Here is a 15,494-nt window from a genome sequence, read left to right as displayed (position 1 = left end):
CCCTAGTTTTTTGCACCATGACGGTGCAAATTTTCAACGCTTGCGGTCGAAGCGGATGGCGCGAGCCACGCTGCGGCGGTCGCTGCCGAAGTTGCCGGCCTCAAATGCTTCGTGCTTGCGACCCTTGTTGTCGGCCTGCCACTCGGGGCAAGGCATGCGACGGGGCTGGGGTTCGGAAGAATGCTGCTGCGTTTTCATGGCTGTTTCTGGCCTCGGTTACTACGACGGGGAGATTCCAACAATCCCGCTCCGTTTGCAGTGACAACGCAGGCTGTTTCAGCCCGGTTGACAGGCCAGCAAACTTTTTTCATAGCGATGGGTCTATTTGCTTGTCGCGGCGGCTGGCAGTTTGCGGTCTTTAGTGTTCCTCTTGCCGAAGCCATCGGGCGCACGGTTCCGCTCATGTCCTCCGGCTCTGGCTGCGCCAGACCCTCCCCCTTTACTTCGCTTCACCGTACCCCCGACGCCCTCGGCGATTGTTCTTGCGCAACAGCCCATCCTGCCGAAGCAGGACGGCTGGGCGCTCTGAACCGCGAGGTAAAGGCGGAGACACGGGCGCAAGCCCGGGACGGGGGACAGGAGCGGGGCAGAGTGCCTAGTCGGCCTGCTCAACCAAAGCCTTTGCTCGTTCGCTGAGACCGGCAAGCGGTCGCTCCAAGTCGGATGTCCGCAAAGCGCCATTTCCGATCGGCCGCCATAAAACAAGGCAGCTGGAGCAATCATCTGCAAGCCGCGTCGCCTGTTTGCAACGAGCAGCGGCGAAGGACCGCGCTTCGTGGCTATGCTTGGCAGCATGAGCATTCCCACCGACGCCCATCAGCGCCACGCCCAAACCACCTTGGTGGCTTGCCTGTGCGCCGCTTGGTGCCGCACCTGTGACGCGTATCACGAGATCATGGCGGACCTGCGGACGCAGTTTCCCGACTATCGCTTCATCTGGGTGGATATCGAAGATGACGAAGAATTGGTCGGCGAGTTGGAGGTGGAGACCTTCCCGACGCTGCTGATCGGCGTGGGCGAGCAGCTGCGGTTCATCGGCCCGGTGACACCACAACTGGCCACCGCTCAACGCATGATCAGCTCGGCGGTCGAGGCGCCGATGAGCCCCGCCAACCCCTCGGCCCAAGCCTTGTTGGTGCGTTTGCAGAGCAGTTGTTGAGCGCTGCTGCGGCCGCCGGCCAAGGGGTGGCGGCTTCAGCATGGACAATTGCGGCTTTACAAGAGCCGCAACGGAGACCTCCGCGCCATGACAGTTCAACTCAAGAACGCCGCTTCCAACGACACCGTCGCCATCACCGTGGTCGACCGGGCCGCTTTTTCCGCCATCGCGCCTAAGCTACCCGCACCGACGCGCCACTGGCTGGCAGCCCTGGGCTTCACGGGCGCGCCGGACAGCCATGCATTGGTCCCCGGCCCGGATGGCAAGCTGGGCCAGGTGTTCGCGGGCGTGGCCCATGCGGCCGACCCCTTTGCCTTGTCGGCCCTGCCGCAAGCGCTGCCCGAGGGACGCTACCACCTGAACGAAGACGGCTTGGCCCTGCAGCCCGAGTTGGCCGCACTGTCCTGGGAACTGGGCGCCTATCAATTTGACCTCTACAAGGCACGCCGGCGCGCACCGGCCGAGCTGATGTTGCAGGCCAGCAGCGACGCACAACGCGGCTTGGCCCAGGCCACCGCCATCACCGCCACCCGCGACCTGGTGAACACACCGGCCGAGCACATGGGCCCGGAAGAGCTGGCCAAAGCGGCGCAGCTGATTGCCAAACAACACGGCGCACGCTTCAAACAAATCGTCGGCGACGACCTGCTGAAGCAGAACTTCCCGGCCATTCATGCCGTCGGCCGCGCCTCCACCCGCGCGCCGCGTCTGATCGAGCTGAACTGGGGCAAGGCCGGCGCGCCGCTGCTGTGCATCGTCGGCAAGGGCGTTTGCTTTGACACCGGCGGCCTCGACATCAAGGGTGCCGAGGGCATGCGCCAAATGAAGAAGGACATGGGCGGCGCAGCCAATGCGCTGGGCCTGGCCGCGCTGGTGATGGCTTTCAAGTTGCCGGTGCGCCTGCAGGTCCTGATTCCGGCGGTGGAAAACGCCATCGCCGGCAACGCCTACCGTCCCGGCGATGTGATCAAGACCCGCAAGGGCCTGCACATCGAGATCGGCAACACCGACGCCGAGGGCCGCGTCGTCCTCAGCGACGCGCTGGCCTATGCCTCGGAAGGCAAGCCCGAGTTGATCATCGATCTGGCCACGCTGACCGGCGCCGCCCGTGTCGCGCTGGGCGCGCAACTGCCGGCCCTGTTCAGCAAGCATTTCGACACCGCGCGTGACCTGGTCGATTTGGGCCTGAAGCTGGATGACCCGATGTGGCATATGCCGCTGTGGGCGCCCTACAAAGAGGGCATCGCCAGCAGCATCGGCGACATCGTCAACACCGGCCGCAATGCCCTGGGCGGCGCCATCAACGCGGCCTTGTTCCTCGAGTACTTCGTGCCCGAGAACCAAGACTGGCTGCACATCGACCTGTTCGCCTGGAACGATGTGGCGCGCGCGGGCCGCCCTGTCGGCGGCGAAGCGCAGACCATCCGCACCTTGTTGGCCTATCTGGAGCAGCGCTTCCAATAAGCCGACGCTCGGTTCGAGCCGGTCTTTTTCACCTCAATTTGTAGGCATGGCGGCCGAAAGACGCTAAGGTGCTGCCTCATCGGCACTTGGCGTTTCTTTCTCTCATTCGCTCGGGCAAGCGCCCGGCCTTGGTCCCTGTAAACAAAGGAATTGAGATGAACAAAAAGACTGGCTTGAACCTGGCCCTGGCGCTTATCGTGGGCTTCGCTCCTCCCCTGATTGCGTCTGCCGCCGAAGGGGGCGCCACCGAAGAACAGGCCACGGCCATGGTCAAAAAAGGCATCGCCTTCATCAAGGCCAACGGCAAGGAAAAAGGCTACGCCGAGATTTCCAACAAGGCCGGCCAGTTCATCTTCCAAGACCTGTATCTGGTCGCCTACGGGCTGGATGGCACCGTTCGCGCTCATGGCGCCAACGCCAAGATGGTGGGCAAGAACTTGATCGACCTGAAAGACGTGGACGGCAAGGCCTTCGTCAAAGAACGGGTCGAGTTGGCCGCCAGCAAGGGCAGCTTTTGGCAGGACTACAAGTTCACCAATCCGGAGAACAAGAAGATCGAGCCCAAGCGCATGTATTGCGAGAAGTTCGAAGACATGGCCATCTGCGGAGGCATCTACAAGTAAGTTTCTGAATCCACGGGCCTAGCGCGTTACGCCGTGCGCCCGATCACAGGGGGTGGACATGAAACTTGCTTGGAAACTGCTCGCCGCACCGGCCTTGACGGCCCTGGTGGTCTTTACTACCGGCGAAGTGAATGCCTTGATCCAGAGCCAGACGGCCAATGCCAATCGGGTGGCGCTGGAAGCGCAGCTCGATGACTTCAGGACCCTATCGAGTGCGCAAGAACAGCTGGCGCAAATTCACACCGCGGTGTACCGCACACTGACGCTGGTCGCCTCCTTGGACGACGGCCAGGTGAAGAAAATTCGCAGCGATATGGCGCGCGAGGTCGATGGCGTCAAGCGCGTGGCCGCCGCCGTCAGCCAAGCGCACACCGACAAGCCGGCCATTCAGTCCGGCTTGGTCGAGTTGGACAAGGGGCTGGCCAAATATTTACAACAAGCCGACCAGGCCGTTGACTTGTCCTCGATGGACCCGAACACCGGCATTGCAGCGATGCAAAACGCCGACGAAACCTTCAAGGGCCTCGCGCAATCGATCCGCAGCATGCTCAAGCAGCTCGAGACCGACACTGAGGCTCAACTCACGGCGGCGGCTCAGCACTCTTCTCGCATCGGCTGGCTGATGGCCGGCCTTGGTGTGTTGAGCGCTGCGGTGGCCGTCGGTTTGTCGGCGCTGATGCAGCGCAAGGTGACCGCCGAATTGGGCCGTGCAGCCGCCATTGCCAGTGAAGTCGCAGGCGGCAATCTGGTCGTGGATGCGCGCAGTGAGCGCAATGATGAGGTCGGTGATCTGCTGCGCGCCTTGGGCAGCATGAGCACGCAGCTGGCCGAGTCGATGCGCACTGTGCTGCATTCGTCAGACGCCATCCGCAATGCCAGCAGCGAGATCGCCTCCGGCAATCAGGATCTCAGCATGCGCACCGAACAAACGGCGGCCAACCTGGAAGAAGCTGCCTCGTCGATGGAAGACCTGACCAATGGCGTCAAACAGTCGGCGAGCTCTGCGGCGGAGGCCAATCGTCTGGCCAATTCGGCCGCCGAGGTTGCCGCCCGCGGTGGCCAAGTGATGGCCCAGGTGGTGGCCACCATGGAGGACATCAACACCAGTTCTCGCAAGATCGGCGACATCGTCGGCGTCATTGACAGCATCGCCTTTCAGACCAATATCCTGGCGCTGAACGCGGCCGTGGAAGCGGCCCGGGCGGGCGAGCAAGGGCGCGGTTTTGCGGTGGTGGCCAGCGAAGTGCGCTCATTGGCCCAGCGCAGTGCGTTGGCCGCGCGAGAAATCAAAACCATGATCAATTCATCGGTGGAGAAGGTGGAAGGCGGCTCCCATCTGGTGGCCGATGCCGGGCAGACCATGAGCGAAATCGTCAGCAGCGTCCAACATGTGTCCGACATCATTGGCCACATTGCCTCGGCGGCGGGCGAGCAGTCGGACGGCATTGGCACCATCAACGCCTCGGTGGTGCAACTCGATCAGATGACGCAGCAAAACGCCGCACTGGTGGAACAGTCGGCCGCGTCGGCCGAGAGTCTGAAAGAGCAGGCCAGCAAGCTCGCCGATGTAGTGCACACCTTCAAACTGGGCTGAGCGGCCCTAGTCGCCGGCCAAAACCCAGGCGGCCGCCTTCTCGGCAATCATCAGCGTCGGCGAATTGGTGTTGCCGCTGGTGATGCTGGGCATGACGCTGGCATCCACCACGCGCAGACCGGACACGCCGCGCACGCGCAAGCGGCTGTCCAACACCGCCATCGCATCGTCATCCCGGCCCATCTTGCAGGTACCCACCGGATGAAAGATGGTGGTGGCGATGTCGCCGGCCAAACGGCTCAGTTCTTCCTCGCTCTGAAACTGCAGCCCTGGCTTGTATTCCTGTGGGGCAAAGCGCGCCAGCGCCGGCTGCGCGACGATGCTTCGCGTCAGGCGCAGGCTGGCGGCGGCCACCCGGCGATCCTCCGCCGTGCTGAGATAGTTCGGCGCGATCAGAGGCGGCTGCGTCGGATCATTCGAGCAGATCTCAACCTTGCCGCGGCTGCTGGGATTCAAATTGCAGACGCTGGCGGTGAAGGCATTGAAGGCGTGCAGCGGCTCCCCAAAGGCATCCAGCGACAGCGGTTGCACGTGGCACTCCAGATCGGGCCAAGTCTTTTCGGGCCCGCTGCGGGTGAAGGCCCCCAGCTGCGAGGGTGCCATGCTCATCGGGCCGCTACGCTTGAGCGCGTATTCCAGCCCGATCATGGCCTTGCCCCACAGGCTGGCTGCACGCGTGTTCAGCGTCGACGTGCCCTGTACCTTGAAGACGCTGCGGATCTGCAGATGGTCTTGCAAATTCGCGCCGACACCCGGCAGTGCCTGCTGAACTTCAAGGCCATGGCGCTGCAGCAGCTCGGCCGGGCCGATTCCGGAAAGCTGCAGGATCTGCGGCGAGCCAATGGCTCCGGCCGCCAACAGCAGCTCACCGCCGGGTTTGAGTTGAACCTGCTCCAGGCCACGCGGCGTACGCACCTCTGCGCCGGTACAGCGCAGTTGGCCCTCGATCCGCTCCAGCTGTAGGCGCTGCACCGTAGCGCCCGTCCACAACTCAAAATTGGGTCGGCCATAGCAAAGCGGGCGTAAAAAAGCCTTGGCCGTGTTCCAACGCCAGCCCTTGCGCTGGTTGACCTCAAAGTAGCCGACCCCCTCGTTGTCGCCGGCGTTGAAGTCATCGGTAGCCGGGATGCCGGCCTGCATGGCCGCGCTGGCAAAAGCATCCAGAATGTCCCAACGCAAGCGCTGACGTTCGACCCGCCACTCGCCGCCATGACCATGCGCGGCCCGAAAAGAGGCCGAAGCAGCGCCGGCGTCATCCAGCCGCCAATGGTTCTCATGCTGCTTGAAGAAGGGCAGGCAATCGGCCCAGCGCCAGGCGGGGTCAGATGTTGCCTCGGCCCAGCCGTCGTAGTCACGCGACTGGCCGCGCATATAGATCATGCCGTTGATGCTGGAACAGCCGCCCAAAACCTTGCCGCGCGGGTAGCGCAGGCGGCGACCATTCAGGCCGGCCTCGGCCTCGGTTTGATACAGCCAGTCGGTACGCGGGTTGCCAATGCAGTGCAGATAACCCACCGGCACATGCACCCACAGATAGTCATCGCGTCCACCGGCCTCCAGCAAGAGCACACGCTTGCTCGGATCGGCAGACAAGCGATTGGCCAAGAGGCAGCCCGCCGTGCCGGCGCCGACGATGATGAAATCAAACATGGCGCTCAATTGCCAATGTGCGAAGCCAGCACCGGGAAGAGTTTGATCAGGCCGTCCGCCAGCAGTTCCACCGCCAGCGCCGCCAAGATCAGGCCCATCAAGCGGGTCATGATGTTGATGCCGGTCTGGCCCAGGGCGCGGGCGATGCGCCCGGCCATCGAAAACACCGCATAAGTCACCAGACCCACCACCACGCCATAGCCGACCAGCACCGCCAACTCCCACCAGTGGCGGGTCTTGTCGGCGTAAATCACCATGGTGGAGATGGTGGCCGGCCCGGTCAGCAGCGGGATGGTCAAGGGCACCACGGCAATGCTGGCGCCGGCACTGGCCTTGTCAACGCCCTCGGAGAGATCTTCCTTGCGCGACTCGGCCGGCTGCGCATTGAGCATCTGGATGGAGCTGATCAAGAGCAAGGTGCCGCCACCGACCTGAAAGGAAGCCAGCGAGATGCCAAAGAACTCGATCACCTTCAAGCCCAGGATCGAACTGACCGCGATGACGACAAACGCGGTAAATGCGCTGACCAGAATCGTGTGCTTGCGCTCGGCCCGCGACAGTCCGCTGGTGAAGTGAATGAAGAAGGGCACCACCCCCACCGGGTTGACGATGGCGAGCAGGGCGACCAGAGGCTTGTAGATATCCATGCTCGCCATTGTGCGGTGACAAGGCCGCCGCGTGGGCCGGGTTGCTACTAGCTATGAGCGTCAGCAGTAGCGGCCAGCGCACGCAGATAGTCCAGGCCACGCGCCGCGCGCGGGCCGTACCAGCTGAGCAGTTCACCGTCGACCAACTCGACCTTGGCCTGCGGGCAAAGCGCCTGCGCCAATGACAGGTGCTGGGCGTCGAATCGATAGGGCTCGGAGCTGAGCAGGACTCGGTCGACGCCGGCCAGCCAGGTCTCATCACCCTGCAGCTGTGGATAGCGCGCCGCGCCCGCTTCGCCGCCGAGCTGATCCGGCCAGGTCTGCCAGCCGACCTCGGCCAGCATGCGCGCGATATAGGTATCGCGCGCCACCGTCATCCAAGGCTCGCGCCAGATCAGATAGAGCACGCGCTGCTCCGGCCAAGCCTGGCTTCGGCAAGCCTGCAAGGCCGCGTCCAATTCGGCCCTCAGTTCTTCACAGCGCTGCACCACGCCGGCGACCGATGCAAAAGCCTGACCCATCTGCGCCAACAAGGCGTGGTTGTCTTGCGGGCCTTGCGGGTGAGTCACCAAGACCTCGGGCACAAACTCGCGCAGCGCCTCGAAGGTCTCGCGCCGGTTTTCATCCACATTGACGATCACATGGCTGGGCGCCAGGCCTCGCAACTTGTCAAGATTCACATCCTTGGTGCCGCCAACCTTGGGAATATGCGCCACGGCCTCGGCCGGATGGATGCAAAAGCCGGTGCGGGCCACCAGATATGGCCCCAGGCCCAAGGCCACCAACAACTCGGTGATGCTGGGCACCAGGCTGGCGATGCGCAAGCCGTCGGCGGGCGTCTTCAAAGCGCCGCGTCCTCGAACGCCGCATCCTGCAGCGACAAATAGACAGCGCAGCAGGCGCGCAGGTACACCAGCGTCGGCAACACCAAGGCCAAGGCAAACACCACGCCGCCGCCCACCAAAGTCGCCATGCCCAGCGGCGTGGCCGCCACCGGCGCGCCGGCCGCACCCAGGCTGCGCAGGCCGTAGCCGAACAAACCGGCCATCAATTGCTGGGCGGGCACATCGATGCCAACCGCCCAGACCATCAAAAAGGCCATTGCCCGCCCGCCGCTGAGCACGACAAAACTGACCACCGCGCTGACCAGACCGGTGACCAGGAAGACCGCCCCCATCAAGGCCGCCGCCTCCAAAGGACCATCGCGCAACTGGCGCCAAAGCAGGCGGATACAGCCTTTGACCGTTTGCCCCGCCCACATCGAAGGCCCGGTCAAAGGGCCCACCAGCAGCGCGACGCTGAAGGCCATCACCCCCAGCAGCACAACACCCACAGGCACAAGCAATGCAAACAAGGGCGCGCCAACCCAGGGCAGCTTGACCGCCCACATCAAGCAGAGCAAACCGGCCAGCAAGCAAGCCCCGACCCCCAAGACCAGGGCCAGGCACAGCAGCACCCTTGGCGCAACGCGCAGGGCATCATGAAAAGCATCGACCAGATCGCGCACCGGCCGGCCGCGGGCCTGATCCATCAACAACAAGCCGGTGGTGTTGACGCCCAGAAATGCGACCACGAAACCCAGGCCGGCCCAGATCACGCCCCACAGGCTGTCTGACTTGGCCAGCGCTGATTCGGCCGAGGCCAACATCAAACCGGCCAGACAAAAGGCACTCAGAAGTGCATACAGAGCCTGTCCGTTACGCGGTGCATCAAGGCTGGCGAGCACGCGATTGAGCGCGTGAAGAGAGAGTTTGTGGGCCATGGCGGCCATCATAGCCAGCCCCTGCCGGGGCCAAATTTGCTGCGCCAGCCCCCGAAACATCCGCAGTTCGCACGTTTCGAACGCTAGGGTTTTTTCTATCTGCTAAAAAACAACATTTATCCCCCTTGCGGTGGGCGAGGCTAGACCCATCGCCCATAATCGTTTACCTGTGTATGGAAGCCGCACCTTCGCTTGAATGGTTCAGGATGGGTTGAAGCTCCACATGGTTTTTTTGGTATTTGAAAGGGCTTCCCCATGGGAAACAAGCTTTACGTCGGCAATCTTGCCTATAGCGTGCGCGACGAATCGCTGCATGAAGCGTTCTCGCAATTCGGTCAAGTGACCTCTGCAAAGGTCATGATGGATCGTGACACTGGCCGTTCCAAGGGCTTCGGCTTTGTGGAAATGGGCACTGATGCAGAAGCACAGTCGGCCATCAACGGCATGAACGGCCAAGACCTCGACGGTCGCGCCATCGTGGTGAACGAGGCTCGTCCTCGTGAAGAGCGTCCAGGCGGCTTCGGCGGCGGTCGTTCGGGTGGCGGCGGCTTCGGCGGCGGTCGTTCGGGTGGCGGCGGCTACGGCGGCGGCGGTGGTGGCGGCTACGGTGGTGGTGGCGGCGGCGGTTACGGCGGCGGCGCTGGTGGCGGCCGTTCCGGTGGCGGCGGCTACGGTGGCGGTGGTGGCCGTTCCGGTGGCGGCGGCTTCGGCGGCGGCGGCCGTTCGGGTGGCGGCGGCTATTAATTAGCCCTCCCTCGCACAGCGAAAGAAAGGCGCCCTTGGGCGCCTTTTTTTTTCATGGCCGCGGCGCTTTGCTTGGCAGCTCAGGGCTGAAAGGTCAAACCGAGTTTGGCAAACAGCTCGGTGTTGTGCCGGTCCATGGGCCGCTCACGCGCCGAGACCAGTCCCAGGCTGAGCATGCGCGAAAGGCCGATGCGGTGCTGGAAGACCAGGGACAGATGGCGTGAACTGTCATCCACGGCCGACAAGCCCGGCTCGGCCTGGCGCTGCACCCATGTCCCTTGTGCAATGGCGCGCAAGGAATCCCGCGCGCTGAGGTGCAGCACCGCCAGCGTCTGCGCATTGCGCTCGGTAAAGCTGCGCCGACCGGACGGTTGGTCCACAAAGCTCTGCCCCAGCTGCTGCTCCAACTCCAGCCACCAGCCCCAAGGCAGGGGGCTGCGCATCTTGGCCTGCAGCAAGAGATTGGCGCCACGCCCCAGACGATCTGCTTCCACATCAAGGCGCTGGCCCCAACTCGCTTCGGCCGACACAAAGGTCAACCAGGCATTCGGGTTGGACTCAAAGCCCAGATTCAAGGTGCGCGGCGTATGCAGCAGTCCGCCAGTTTTGGCGCGCTGTTGATCCAAGCCCAGAAAACCCCAAACTCCGCTGTTGCGGGCCGCCGCCAGCCAGAAACCGGGATGTAGCTTCCGCTCAATCACTTCGCCGGCTGCCACGCCGAGTTGCGCATCGGCCAAGGTCTGCGATTGCATCAGATGGAGCTGCAACTCGAACTCATGGGCTTGAAAGCTGGACCAGTCGCCCAGCGGCGACAGCGTCTGCGCGGGCAGGCGGCGATGCAAATTCAGCGTGGCCCGGCGCAAGCCGGACTGGCTGACAAAGCCGTTGTCATTGGCAAAACGCGGCGCGACCTCTTCGAATTGAGCGCTGTTATTCCAGTCCTCGCTGCGACGGCGCCACTCCAGCCAGAGCTTGTGACCGGACTCAGCCTGAATGCGCTGAGCCTGCCCCGTGGCGTCAAAACCGGCCGTGGTGCTGGACGCCAGCCAATGACCGCGCAGCAAATCGGATGCGCCCAGCGGCAAGGCAAAGTCGCTGCCGATGACTTGGTTGACGCCCTTGCCGCCATAGTCACGCTGAGAGGCCAGCAAGGCCAACCCTAAGGGCTGATCCCAAGGCGCCAGCTGCATCCGGCCACGCGCAAAACTGGCCTGCGATCGCCCCTGCTGCGCATAGCTCTGGGTCGCATAGGCGCTCGGGCGTCGAATCTCTCCGCCGCCGGCATCGCGCAGGCTCAGCAGCGTGGCCTCGGCCGTGGCGCCCCGCCAGGTGGCGCGCAGGCCCCAATCCGGATCGGTGATGGCGCGGGAATAAAAGGCCGCCAAGCTTTGCTGCTGTTCATTCTGCTCGGACTGACTTTGCCCGACCACATCGGTGCTCTCTAGAAAGAAGGCGCGCTTCTCCTGCACGCTCAAGGCGAAGCGGGTGTTGCCGGCCAACTGCGGCGTGTCCAACTCCACCTGCGAGAAGTCGGGATTCAGGGTCGCGTCAATGACCCAATCGGCGCGCGGCCGCCATTTCATCTCCAACCCCAATGCCAGTTCGCGCTGGCGACGCGAGCCGGTAGGGTCGGACTCATGCTCCCTGCGCAGCGTCAACTCGGGCCGGATGTTCAAAAAGGAGCGCTCGCGCACCTGCTCGACCAAGTCACCCAAGCCCTCCAGCGGCTGCAGTTCGGCAATGAAGCTGAGCGCATCCTTGGTCAGCGGCGCGCTGACCAGCAAGGTGCTGGCCTCGCGCGGAATGCTGCGTGTCACCATCAAGCGCCAGGGCGCGCCATCGGCATAGGGAAAGCGCAGCGCGGCCAGCGGCCAACGCAGTTCAACGCTATACCCATCGGGCAGTAACTGCACCGCGGCCTGCAGATCGAAGTCCGGCGCAAAGTCTTCGCTGTCGTCATCGGCGCTGAACAAACCGTCGGCCAGCACCCCGGCGGCGCTGATGCGCACAAACTGCGCCGAGCGACGCTGACCCACCGGGTCCAGCAGCACCGAGACAAAGTCCTGATCGCGCATGACCTTGTCCCGGCGTGACAAGGGGGCGCGGATCAGTTCGGGCGCGGGGTCATAGGCCCGAATGCCAAACACCAAAGCATCCTCCTGCACCAGGATCTGCACCGTGGTGCGCCAGCGCGCGGGCTGCTTGTCTTCGGGCAAGAACTGAACAAAGCGATCAAACAAGGGGGCGCGTTGCCAGGCCGGCTCGTCCAGCTTGCCGTCAATGACGGGGGTGGCATCGGCCGGCTTCAGGCGCAGCGCCTCGATGCCGCTAGCCATCACAGAAGCAGCGGCGGCAGTGGCAGGCGCCAAACCCCAGGCCAGGGCAAGGCCAAAAAGAATCGATTTCATGCGGGCACAACAAGGGCACAAACGACCACGATTCGGCGACGCCGAACAAGGACTGGGTGTGCAGATCAGGCAAACATGCGGCGGCAAAAACACGCGGCACGGCGAAGGGTCGACAAAGCATCGGGCGACTGCAGAGCTCGACGCTCGGCAGTCATGGCTGTATCGCTAGCAGGGATGCAGAACCTTGATCATGAGGGCCTCCTTGGCGGGCACGGGGTGCCTCGGCAGAATTTCGCTCGCAGTGTAGCCGAGGCGAACGGCGAGTCAAAACGGCGGGCAAATGCCGGACCTATGCAGGGCCAATGCCGGCCCAAGCCTCTATTCGCCCTGCCGGTGTTTGCGCGGGCGCCCGGCCAGTAGACGATCAAACAGCGCGTTAGGCAATAGACGCAAGAGCCGCGCCACCACCCCCATCTGCCAGGGAATGACGCGGAAGCTCACGCCGGCCGAGATGGCCTTGAAGGCCCGCTCGGCAAAGTCCTCCGGCCGCATCAAAAAGGGCATGCGATAGCGGTTCTCGCGGGTCAAGGGCGTGTCCACATAGCCCGGCGCAATCGTCACCACTTTGACGCCGTAAGGTCGGCACTCGCCGCGCAGGCTTTCGCAGTAGCTGATCACCGCCGCCTTGCTGGAGCAATAGGCGGCATGGCCCGGCAGGCCGCGAATGCCCGCCACGCTGGCAATGCCGACCAAGGCGCCATTGCCGCGCTCGAGCATCGGCGTGATGAAGGGCTGGAAAGTGGCGGCCATGCCGAGGTTGTTGGTGGCGTAGACCCGCTGCATCACCGCCAGATCTTCATGGATCGCGCTGTCGATGCCGACGCTGATGCCGGCATTGGCGATCACCACATCGGGCAAGCCTTGGCTGGCGATGCAGTCGCATCCGGCCGCCGTGATCTCGGCCATATCGCTGACATCGGCCGCATAAATGCGCCAGCGCTCCGGGCTCAAGCCCTCACGCTCCGCCCAAGCCTGCATCTCGGCCGTCCGCCGGGCCACCAAGGCCAGCCGCCAACCGGCCCGGTAGTAGCGCAACGCCAAGGCCTGGCCGATGCCGCTGGAAGCGCCGGTCAAAAAGACCAGGCCGCTCATGGCCGCGATCCCTTGCCGACACCCGGCGGCTCAAAGCGCGCACTGCTGCGCCCCGTGAAGTGCAGTTGCGCACTCAAACGGTTGAACTCGAAGTTCTGCACCTGCATCTCGCCTCCCGCATGCCGAACCTGCACCGGCAGATGCGAACGCAGCGTCTCGGTGTTGACAAAGGCCTGCAAAAACTCGCCACTGACTTCCAGCTTGGGGTGCGCCTGCAAGGCCTGACCCGGCGCCAACACCTCATAACGCTGCACATGCACAGCGCCCAGCAATTGAATCTCGCTGGCGTCGCCATTGCTGATGGCGCGATTGGCGGTGGCCACCATCAGCCCGCCATCACTGCCATAGCTGCGCAGGCGAATACCGTCGATCTCCATCGTGTCGGTGTCGGGGTAGTGGCGCAGCTCGGCGCCCGCAATATGGGCTCGCAACTGGCCATTGCTGCCAATGCGCTGCAGGTCGAACTGCTTCATCTGGTAATCGGGCTCGTGGCGTGGCGCCAGCACTTCAGACTCCCCTTCCGGCTTGGGCGTGTTTTTCACCAACCACCAGGTGCCACCGGCCAGCAAGGCCATGCACAGCAGCGGCAGGTAGGCGAACAGCAGCGACTGCAGTCGCCACACCCAAGGCTGGGCGGGGCGAGCGCCCGATCCGGCCGGTGGTGGCGCCAGCGGCGCCCGTTTGACCATCAGGGCGCGCCCCCGTCGAGGGTGTCCAAATGGCCGTTCAACAAGCTGGCATAACGGCCACAGGCCTGCAGCATCAGGTCGCAGCATTCGCGCGCGGCGCCATGGCCACCCGCGGCCTGGGTGACGTAATGCGCCACCGCCTTGACCTCGGCATGCGCTTGCGCCGGGGCGCAGGCAAAGCCGGCGCGCGTCATCAAGGGCAGATCGGGCCAGTCATCGCCCATCGCCGCCACCTGGCCCCACTGCAGACCCAGTTGATCCAGCAAGGGTTGCGCCACAGCGTATTTGTCCTTGGCGCCGTAGACCGCATGGCGCAGGCCCAGATCGGCGACCCGACGGCGCACCGCCGGAGAATCGCGCCCGGTGATGATGATGGGCGTGATGCCGCCCTGGGCGAGCAGTTTCAGGCCATGACCATCGAGCGTCGAGAAGGCCTTGAAGCTCTCGCCCTGCTCGCCGATATAAATGCGGCCATCGGTCAACACACCATCGACATCGAAGATCGCCGCCTTCAGGCCCAGGCCGCCGCCCTGCGCCAGCAGCAACAACTCAGGGGCAAATCGCAAAGCTGGCTGCATCAGATCACCTTCGCGCGCATCAAATCATTGATGGTGATGGCACCGAGCAAACGCCGTTCGGCATCCACCACCAGCACCACCGTGATGCGGGCCAATTCCATCAGGTCGGCGGCGTCCACCGCCAAGGCATCGGCCGACACGGTACGCGGGCTTTTCGAGGCCACATCGGCGGCGCTCAGGCTGCGCAAGTCCTGACCCTTTTCAACCAGGCGACGCAGGTCGCCGTCGGTGAAGATGCCGGCGATTTTGTCCTCGGCATCGACAACAATGGCCACGCCCAAGGCCTTGGCCGACATCTCGCGCATCATTTCGGTGAAGGGCGTGTCTGCCTTCACGCGGGGCAAATCATCGCCGGCGCGCATCAAGTCACGCACATGGGTCAGCAGCTTGCGGCCCAAGGCACCGCCAGGGTGCGAGCGTGCAAAGTCTTCGGGCTTGAAGCCACGCGCATCCAGCAGCGCCACAGCCAGCGCATCACCCAGCGCCATCTGCGCGGTGGTGCTGGCGGTGGGCGCCAGGTTCAAGGGGCAAGCCTCCTCGGCCACGGCACTGTCCAGCACGATGGTGGCATGGCGCGCCAAGCTCGATTCGGCCCGGCCTGTCATCGCCACGATGGTGACGCCCAGGCGCTTGAGCACCGGCAGCACCACATTCAATTCATCACTTTCACCCGAGTTCGACAGCGCCAGCACCACGTCCTTGGAGGTCACCATGCCCAGGTCGCCATGGCTGGCTTCACCCGGATGCACAAACAAGGCCGGGGTGCCGGTCGAAGCCAGGGTGGCCACAATCTTGCGCCCCACATGGCCGCTCTTGCCCATGCCCATCACGGCGACCCGGCCGCTGCAGTTCAAGACCGCTTGCACCGCTTGCGCAAAGGCATCGCCCAGGCGAGGGCCAAGATCGGTCAGGGCTTGCGCCTCGATGGCCAGCGCCTTGCGTGCTGCGGTGACCGCGCGCGCGGCATCGAATGTGGGAACTTGCGTCATGGCGGGAAGTATATCGAGGGGGGCTGTTCAAGCAGGCCCCAAGGCCTTCTCGGCCCCTGAAGCACTGGGAGCGCCTGCTATGCTGCTTTCGCTTT

At 64.0% G+C, this 15,494-nt stretch carries 15 protein-coding genes; 5 read left to right on the top strand and 10 right to left on the bottom strand.

Annotation, left to right across the window (positions count from 1 at the left end; all coding sequences use genetic code 11):
- Positions 1-33 precede the first annotated feature (33 nt).
- A complete protein-coding gene (locus WG899_RS11010; RefSeq protein WP_339595693.1) occupies positions 34-198 on the bottom strand; it encodes a hypothetical protein in 165 nt (54 codons plus the stop codon).
- 595 nt (positions 199-793) lie between these two features.
- On the opposite strand from WG899_RS11010, the gene WG899_RS11005 reads away from it, so the two are divergent.
- The 4 genes from WG899_RS11005 (at position 794) to WG899_RS10990 (ending at position 4,840) form a co-directional block, all read left to right on the top strand.
- Positions 794-1,159: a thioredoxin domain-containing protein gene (locus WG899_RS11005; protein WP_339595692.1), complete on the top strand. Its 366-nt coding sequence runs from the start codon at positions 794-796 to the stop codon at positions 1,157-1,159.
- A gap of 87 nt (positions 1,160-1,246) precedes the next feature.
- Complete coding sequence (locus WG899_RS11000; protein WP_339595691.1) at positions 1,247-2,623, top strand: leucyl aminopeptidase family protein; 1,377 nt, start codon at positions 1,247-1,249, stop codon at positions 2,621-2,623.
- Positions 2,624-2,778: 155 nt separating this feature from the next.
- Positions 2,779-3,246 carry a cache domain-containing protein gene (locus WG899_RS10995; protein ID WP_339595690.1) on the top strand — a complete coding sequence of 156 codons (468 nt, stop codon included), beginning with the start codon at positions 2,779-2,781 and terminating at the stop codon, positions 3,244-3,246.
- A 58-nt stretch (positions 3,247-3,304) separates the two neighbouring features.
- Positions 3,305-4,840, top strand: a complete 1,536-nt coding sequence (locus tag WG899_RS10990) for a methyl-accepting chemotaxis protein (protein WP_339595689.1) — start codon at positions 3,305-3,307, stop codon at positions 4,838-4,840.
- Between the two features lie 6 nt (positions 4,841-4,846).
- On the opposite strand, the gene WG899_RS10985 is transcribed toward WG899_RS10990, so the two are convergent.
- From WG899_RS10985 to WG899_RS10970, 4 genes are read right to left on the bottom strand one after another with little or no spacing between them, the layout of a single operon-like run.
- Positions 4,847-6,490, bottom strand: coding sequence for a GMC family oxidoreductase (locus WG899_RS10985; protein ID WP_339595688.1), 1,644 nt, complete (start codon positions 6,488-6,490; stop codon positions 4,847-4,849).
- A gap of 5 nt (positions 6,491-6,495) precedes the next feature.
- Positions 6,496-7,137: a MarC family protein gene (locus WG899_RS10980; RefSeq protein ID WP_339595687.1), complete on the bottom strand. Its 642-nt coding sequence runs from the start codon at positions 7,135-7,137 to the stop codon at positions 6,496-6,498.
- Positions 7,138-7,184: 47 nt separating this feature from the next.
- A complete protein-coding gene (locus WG899_RS10975; protein WP_339595686.1) occupies positions 7,185-7,982 on the bottom strand; it encodes a helical backbone metal receptor in 798 nt (265 codons plus the stop codon).
- Positions 7,979-8,899, bottom strand: coding sequence for a hypothetical protein (locus WG899_RS10970; protein ID WP_339595685.1), 921 nt, complete (start codon positions 8,897-8,899; stop codon positions 7,979-7,981). Before WG899_RS10970 ends, WG899_RS10975 begins: the two co-directional genes overlap by 4 nt.
- A 255-nt stretch (positions 8,900-9,154) precedes the next feature.
- Between WG899_RS10970 and rbp the strand changes: the two genes are divergently transcribed.
- Positions 9,155-9,643 (top strand): RNA-binding regulator, encoded by a 489-nt coding sequence (gene rbp, locus WG899_RS10965; RefSeq protein WP_339595684.1) that lies wholly within the window; start codon positions 9,155-9,157, stop codon positions 9,641-9,643.
- Between the two features lie 80 nt (positions 9,644-9,723).
- Here rbp and WG899_RS10960 read toward each other — a convergent pair whose 3' ends face one another.
- The 5 genes from WG899_RS10960 to WG899_RS10940 form a co-directional block, all read right to left on the bottom strand.
- A complete protein-coding gene (locus WG899_RS10960) occupies positions 9,724-12,051 on the bottom strand; it encodes a carbohydrate binding family 9 domain-containing protein (RefSeq protein ID WP_339595683.1) in 2,328 nt (775 codons plus the stop codon).
- A 318-nt stretch (positions 12,052-12,369) separates the two neighbouring features.
- Complete coding sequence (locus WG899_RS10955) at positions 12,370-13,143, bottom strand: SDR family oxidoreductase (RefSeq protein ID WP_339595682.1); 774 nt, start codon at positions 13,141-13,143, stop codon at positions 12,370-12,372.
- Positions 13,140-13,832, bottom strand: a complete 693-nt coding sequence (lptC, locus tag WG899_RS10950) for an LPS export ABC transporter periplasmic protein LptC (protein ID WP_339595681.1) — start codon at positions 13,830-13,832, stop codon at positions 13,140-13,142. Before lptC ends, WG899_RS10955 begins: the two co-directional genes overlap by 4 nt.
- Complete coding sequence (locus WG899_RS10945) at positions 13,832-14,410, bottom strand: KdsC family phosphatase (protein ID WP_339595680.1); 579 nt, start codon at positions 14,408-14,410, stop codon at positions 13,832-13,834. The genes lptC and WG899_RS10945 overlap by 1 nt, the downstream gene beginning before the upstream one ends.
- Positions 14,410-15,399 (bottom strand): KpsF/GutQ family sugar-phosphate isomerase, encoded by a 990-nt coding sequence (locus WG899_RS10940; RefSeq protein WP_339595679.1) that lies wholly within the window; start codon positions 15,397-15,399, stop codon positions 14,410-14,412. The genes WG899_RS10945 and WG899_RS10940 overlap by 1 nt, the downstream gene beginning before the upstream one ends.
- Positions 15,400-15,494: the final 95 nt, after the last annotated feature.

Origin of the sequence: Paucibacter hankyongi (genome assembly GCF_037482915.1) — a bacterium.
Classification (GTDB): Bacteria; Pseudomonadota; Gammaproteobacteria; order Burkholderiales; family Burkholderiaceae_C; genus Paucibacter_A; species Paucibacter_A hankyongi.
Note: the sequence above shows the minus strand (reverse complement) of the source record. Positions and strands in the feature narration are given on the sequence as shown.

Excerpts from the sequence above, each read along its gene's own strand:
- lptC (WP_339595681.1), bottom strand. The coding sequence starts at position 13,832 with ATGGTCAAACGGGCGCCGCTGGCGCCACCACCGGCCGGATCGGGCGCT.
- WG899_RS10980 (WP_339595687.1), bottom strand. The coding sequence starts at position 7,137 with ATGGATATCTACAAGCCTCTGGTCGCCCTGCTCGCCATCGTCAACCCG.
- WG899_RS10940 (WP_339595679.1), bottom strand. The coding sequence starts at position 15,399 with ATGACGCAAGTTCCCACATTCGATGCCGCGCGCGCGGTCACCGCAGCA.
- WG899_RS10945 (WP_339595680.1), bottom strand. The coding sequence starts at position 14,410 with ATGCAGCCAGCTTTGCGATTTGCCCCTGAGTTGTTGCTGCTGGCGCAG.
- WG899_RS10960 (WP_339595683.1), bottom strand. The coding sequence starts at position 12,051 with ATGAAATCGATTCTTTTTGGCCTTGCCCTGGCCTGGGGTTTGGCGCCT.
- WG899_RS10970 (WP_339595685.1), bottom strand. The coding sequence starts at position 8,899 with ATGGCCCACAAACTCTCTCTTCACGCGCTCAATCGCGTGCTCGCCAGC.
- WG899_RS10995 (WP_339595690.1), top strand. The coding sequence starts at position 2,779 with ATGAACAAAAAGACTGGCTTGAACCTGGCCCTGGCGCTTATCGTGGGC.
- WG899_RS10955 (WP_339595682.1), bottom strand. The coding sequence starts at position 13,143 with ATGAGCGGCCTGGTCTTTTTGACCGGCGCTTCCAGCGGCATCGGCCAG.
- WG899_RS11005 (WP_339595692.1), top strand. The coding sequence starts at position 794 with ATGAGCATTCCCACCGACGCCCATCAGCGCCACGCCCAAACCACCTTG.
- WG899_RS11000 (WP_339595691.1), top strand. The coding sequence starts at position 1,247 with ATGACAGTTCAACTCAAGAACGCCGCTTCCAACGACACCGTCGCCATC.
- rbp (WP_339595684.1), top strand. The coding sequence starts at position 9,155 with ATGGGAAACAAGCTTTACGTCGGCAATCTTGCCTATAGCGTGCGCGAC.
- WG899_RS10985 (WP_339595688.1), bottom strand. The coding sequence starts at position 6,490 with ATGTTTGATTTCATCATCGTCGGCGCCGGCACGGCGGGCTGCCTCTTG.
- WG899_RS10990 (WP_339595689.1), top strand. The coding sequence starts at position 3,305 with ATGAAACTTGCTTGGAAACTGCTCGCCGCACCGGCCTTGACGGCCCTG.
- WG899_RS11010 (WP_339595693.1), bottom strand. The coding sequence starts at position 198 with ATGAAAACGCAGCAGCATTCTTCCGAACCCCAGCCCCGTCGCATGCCT.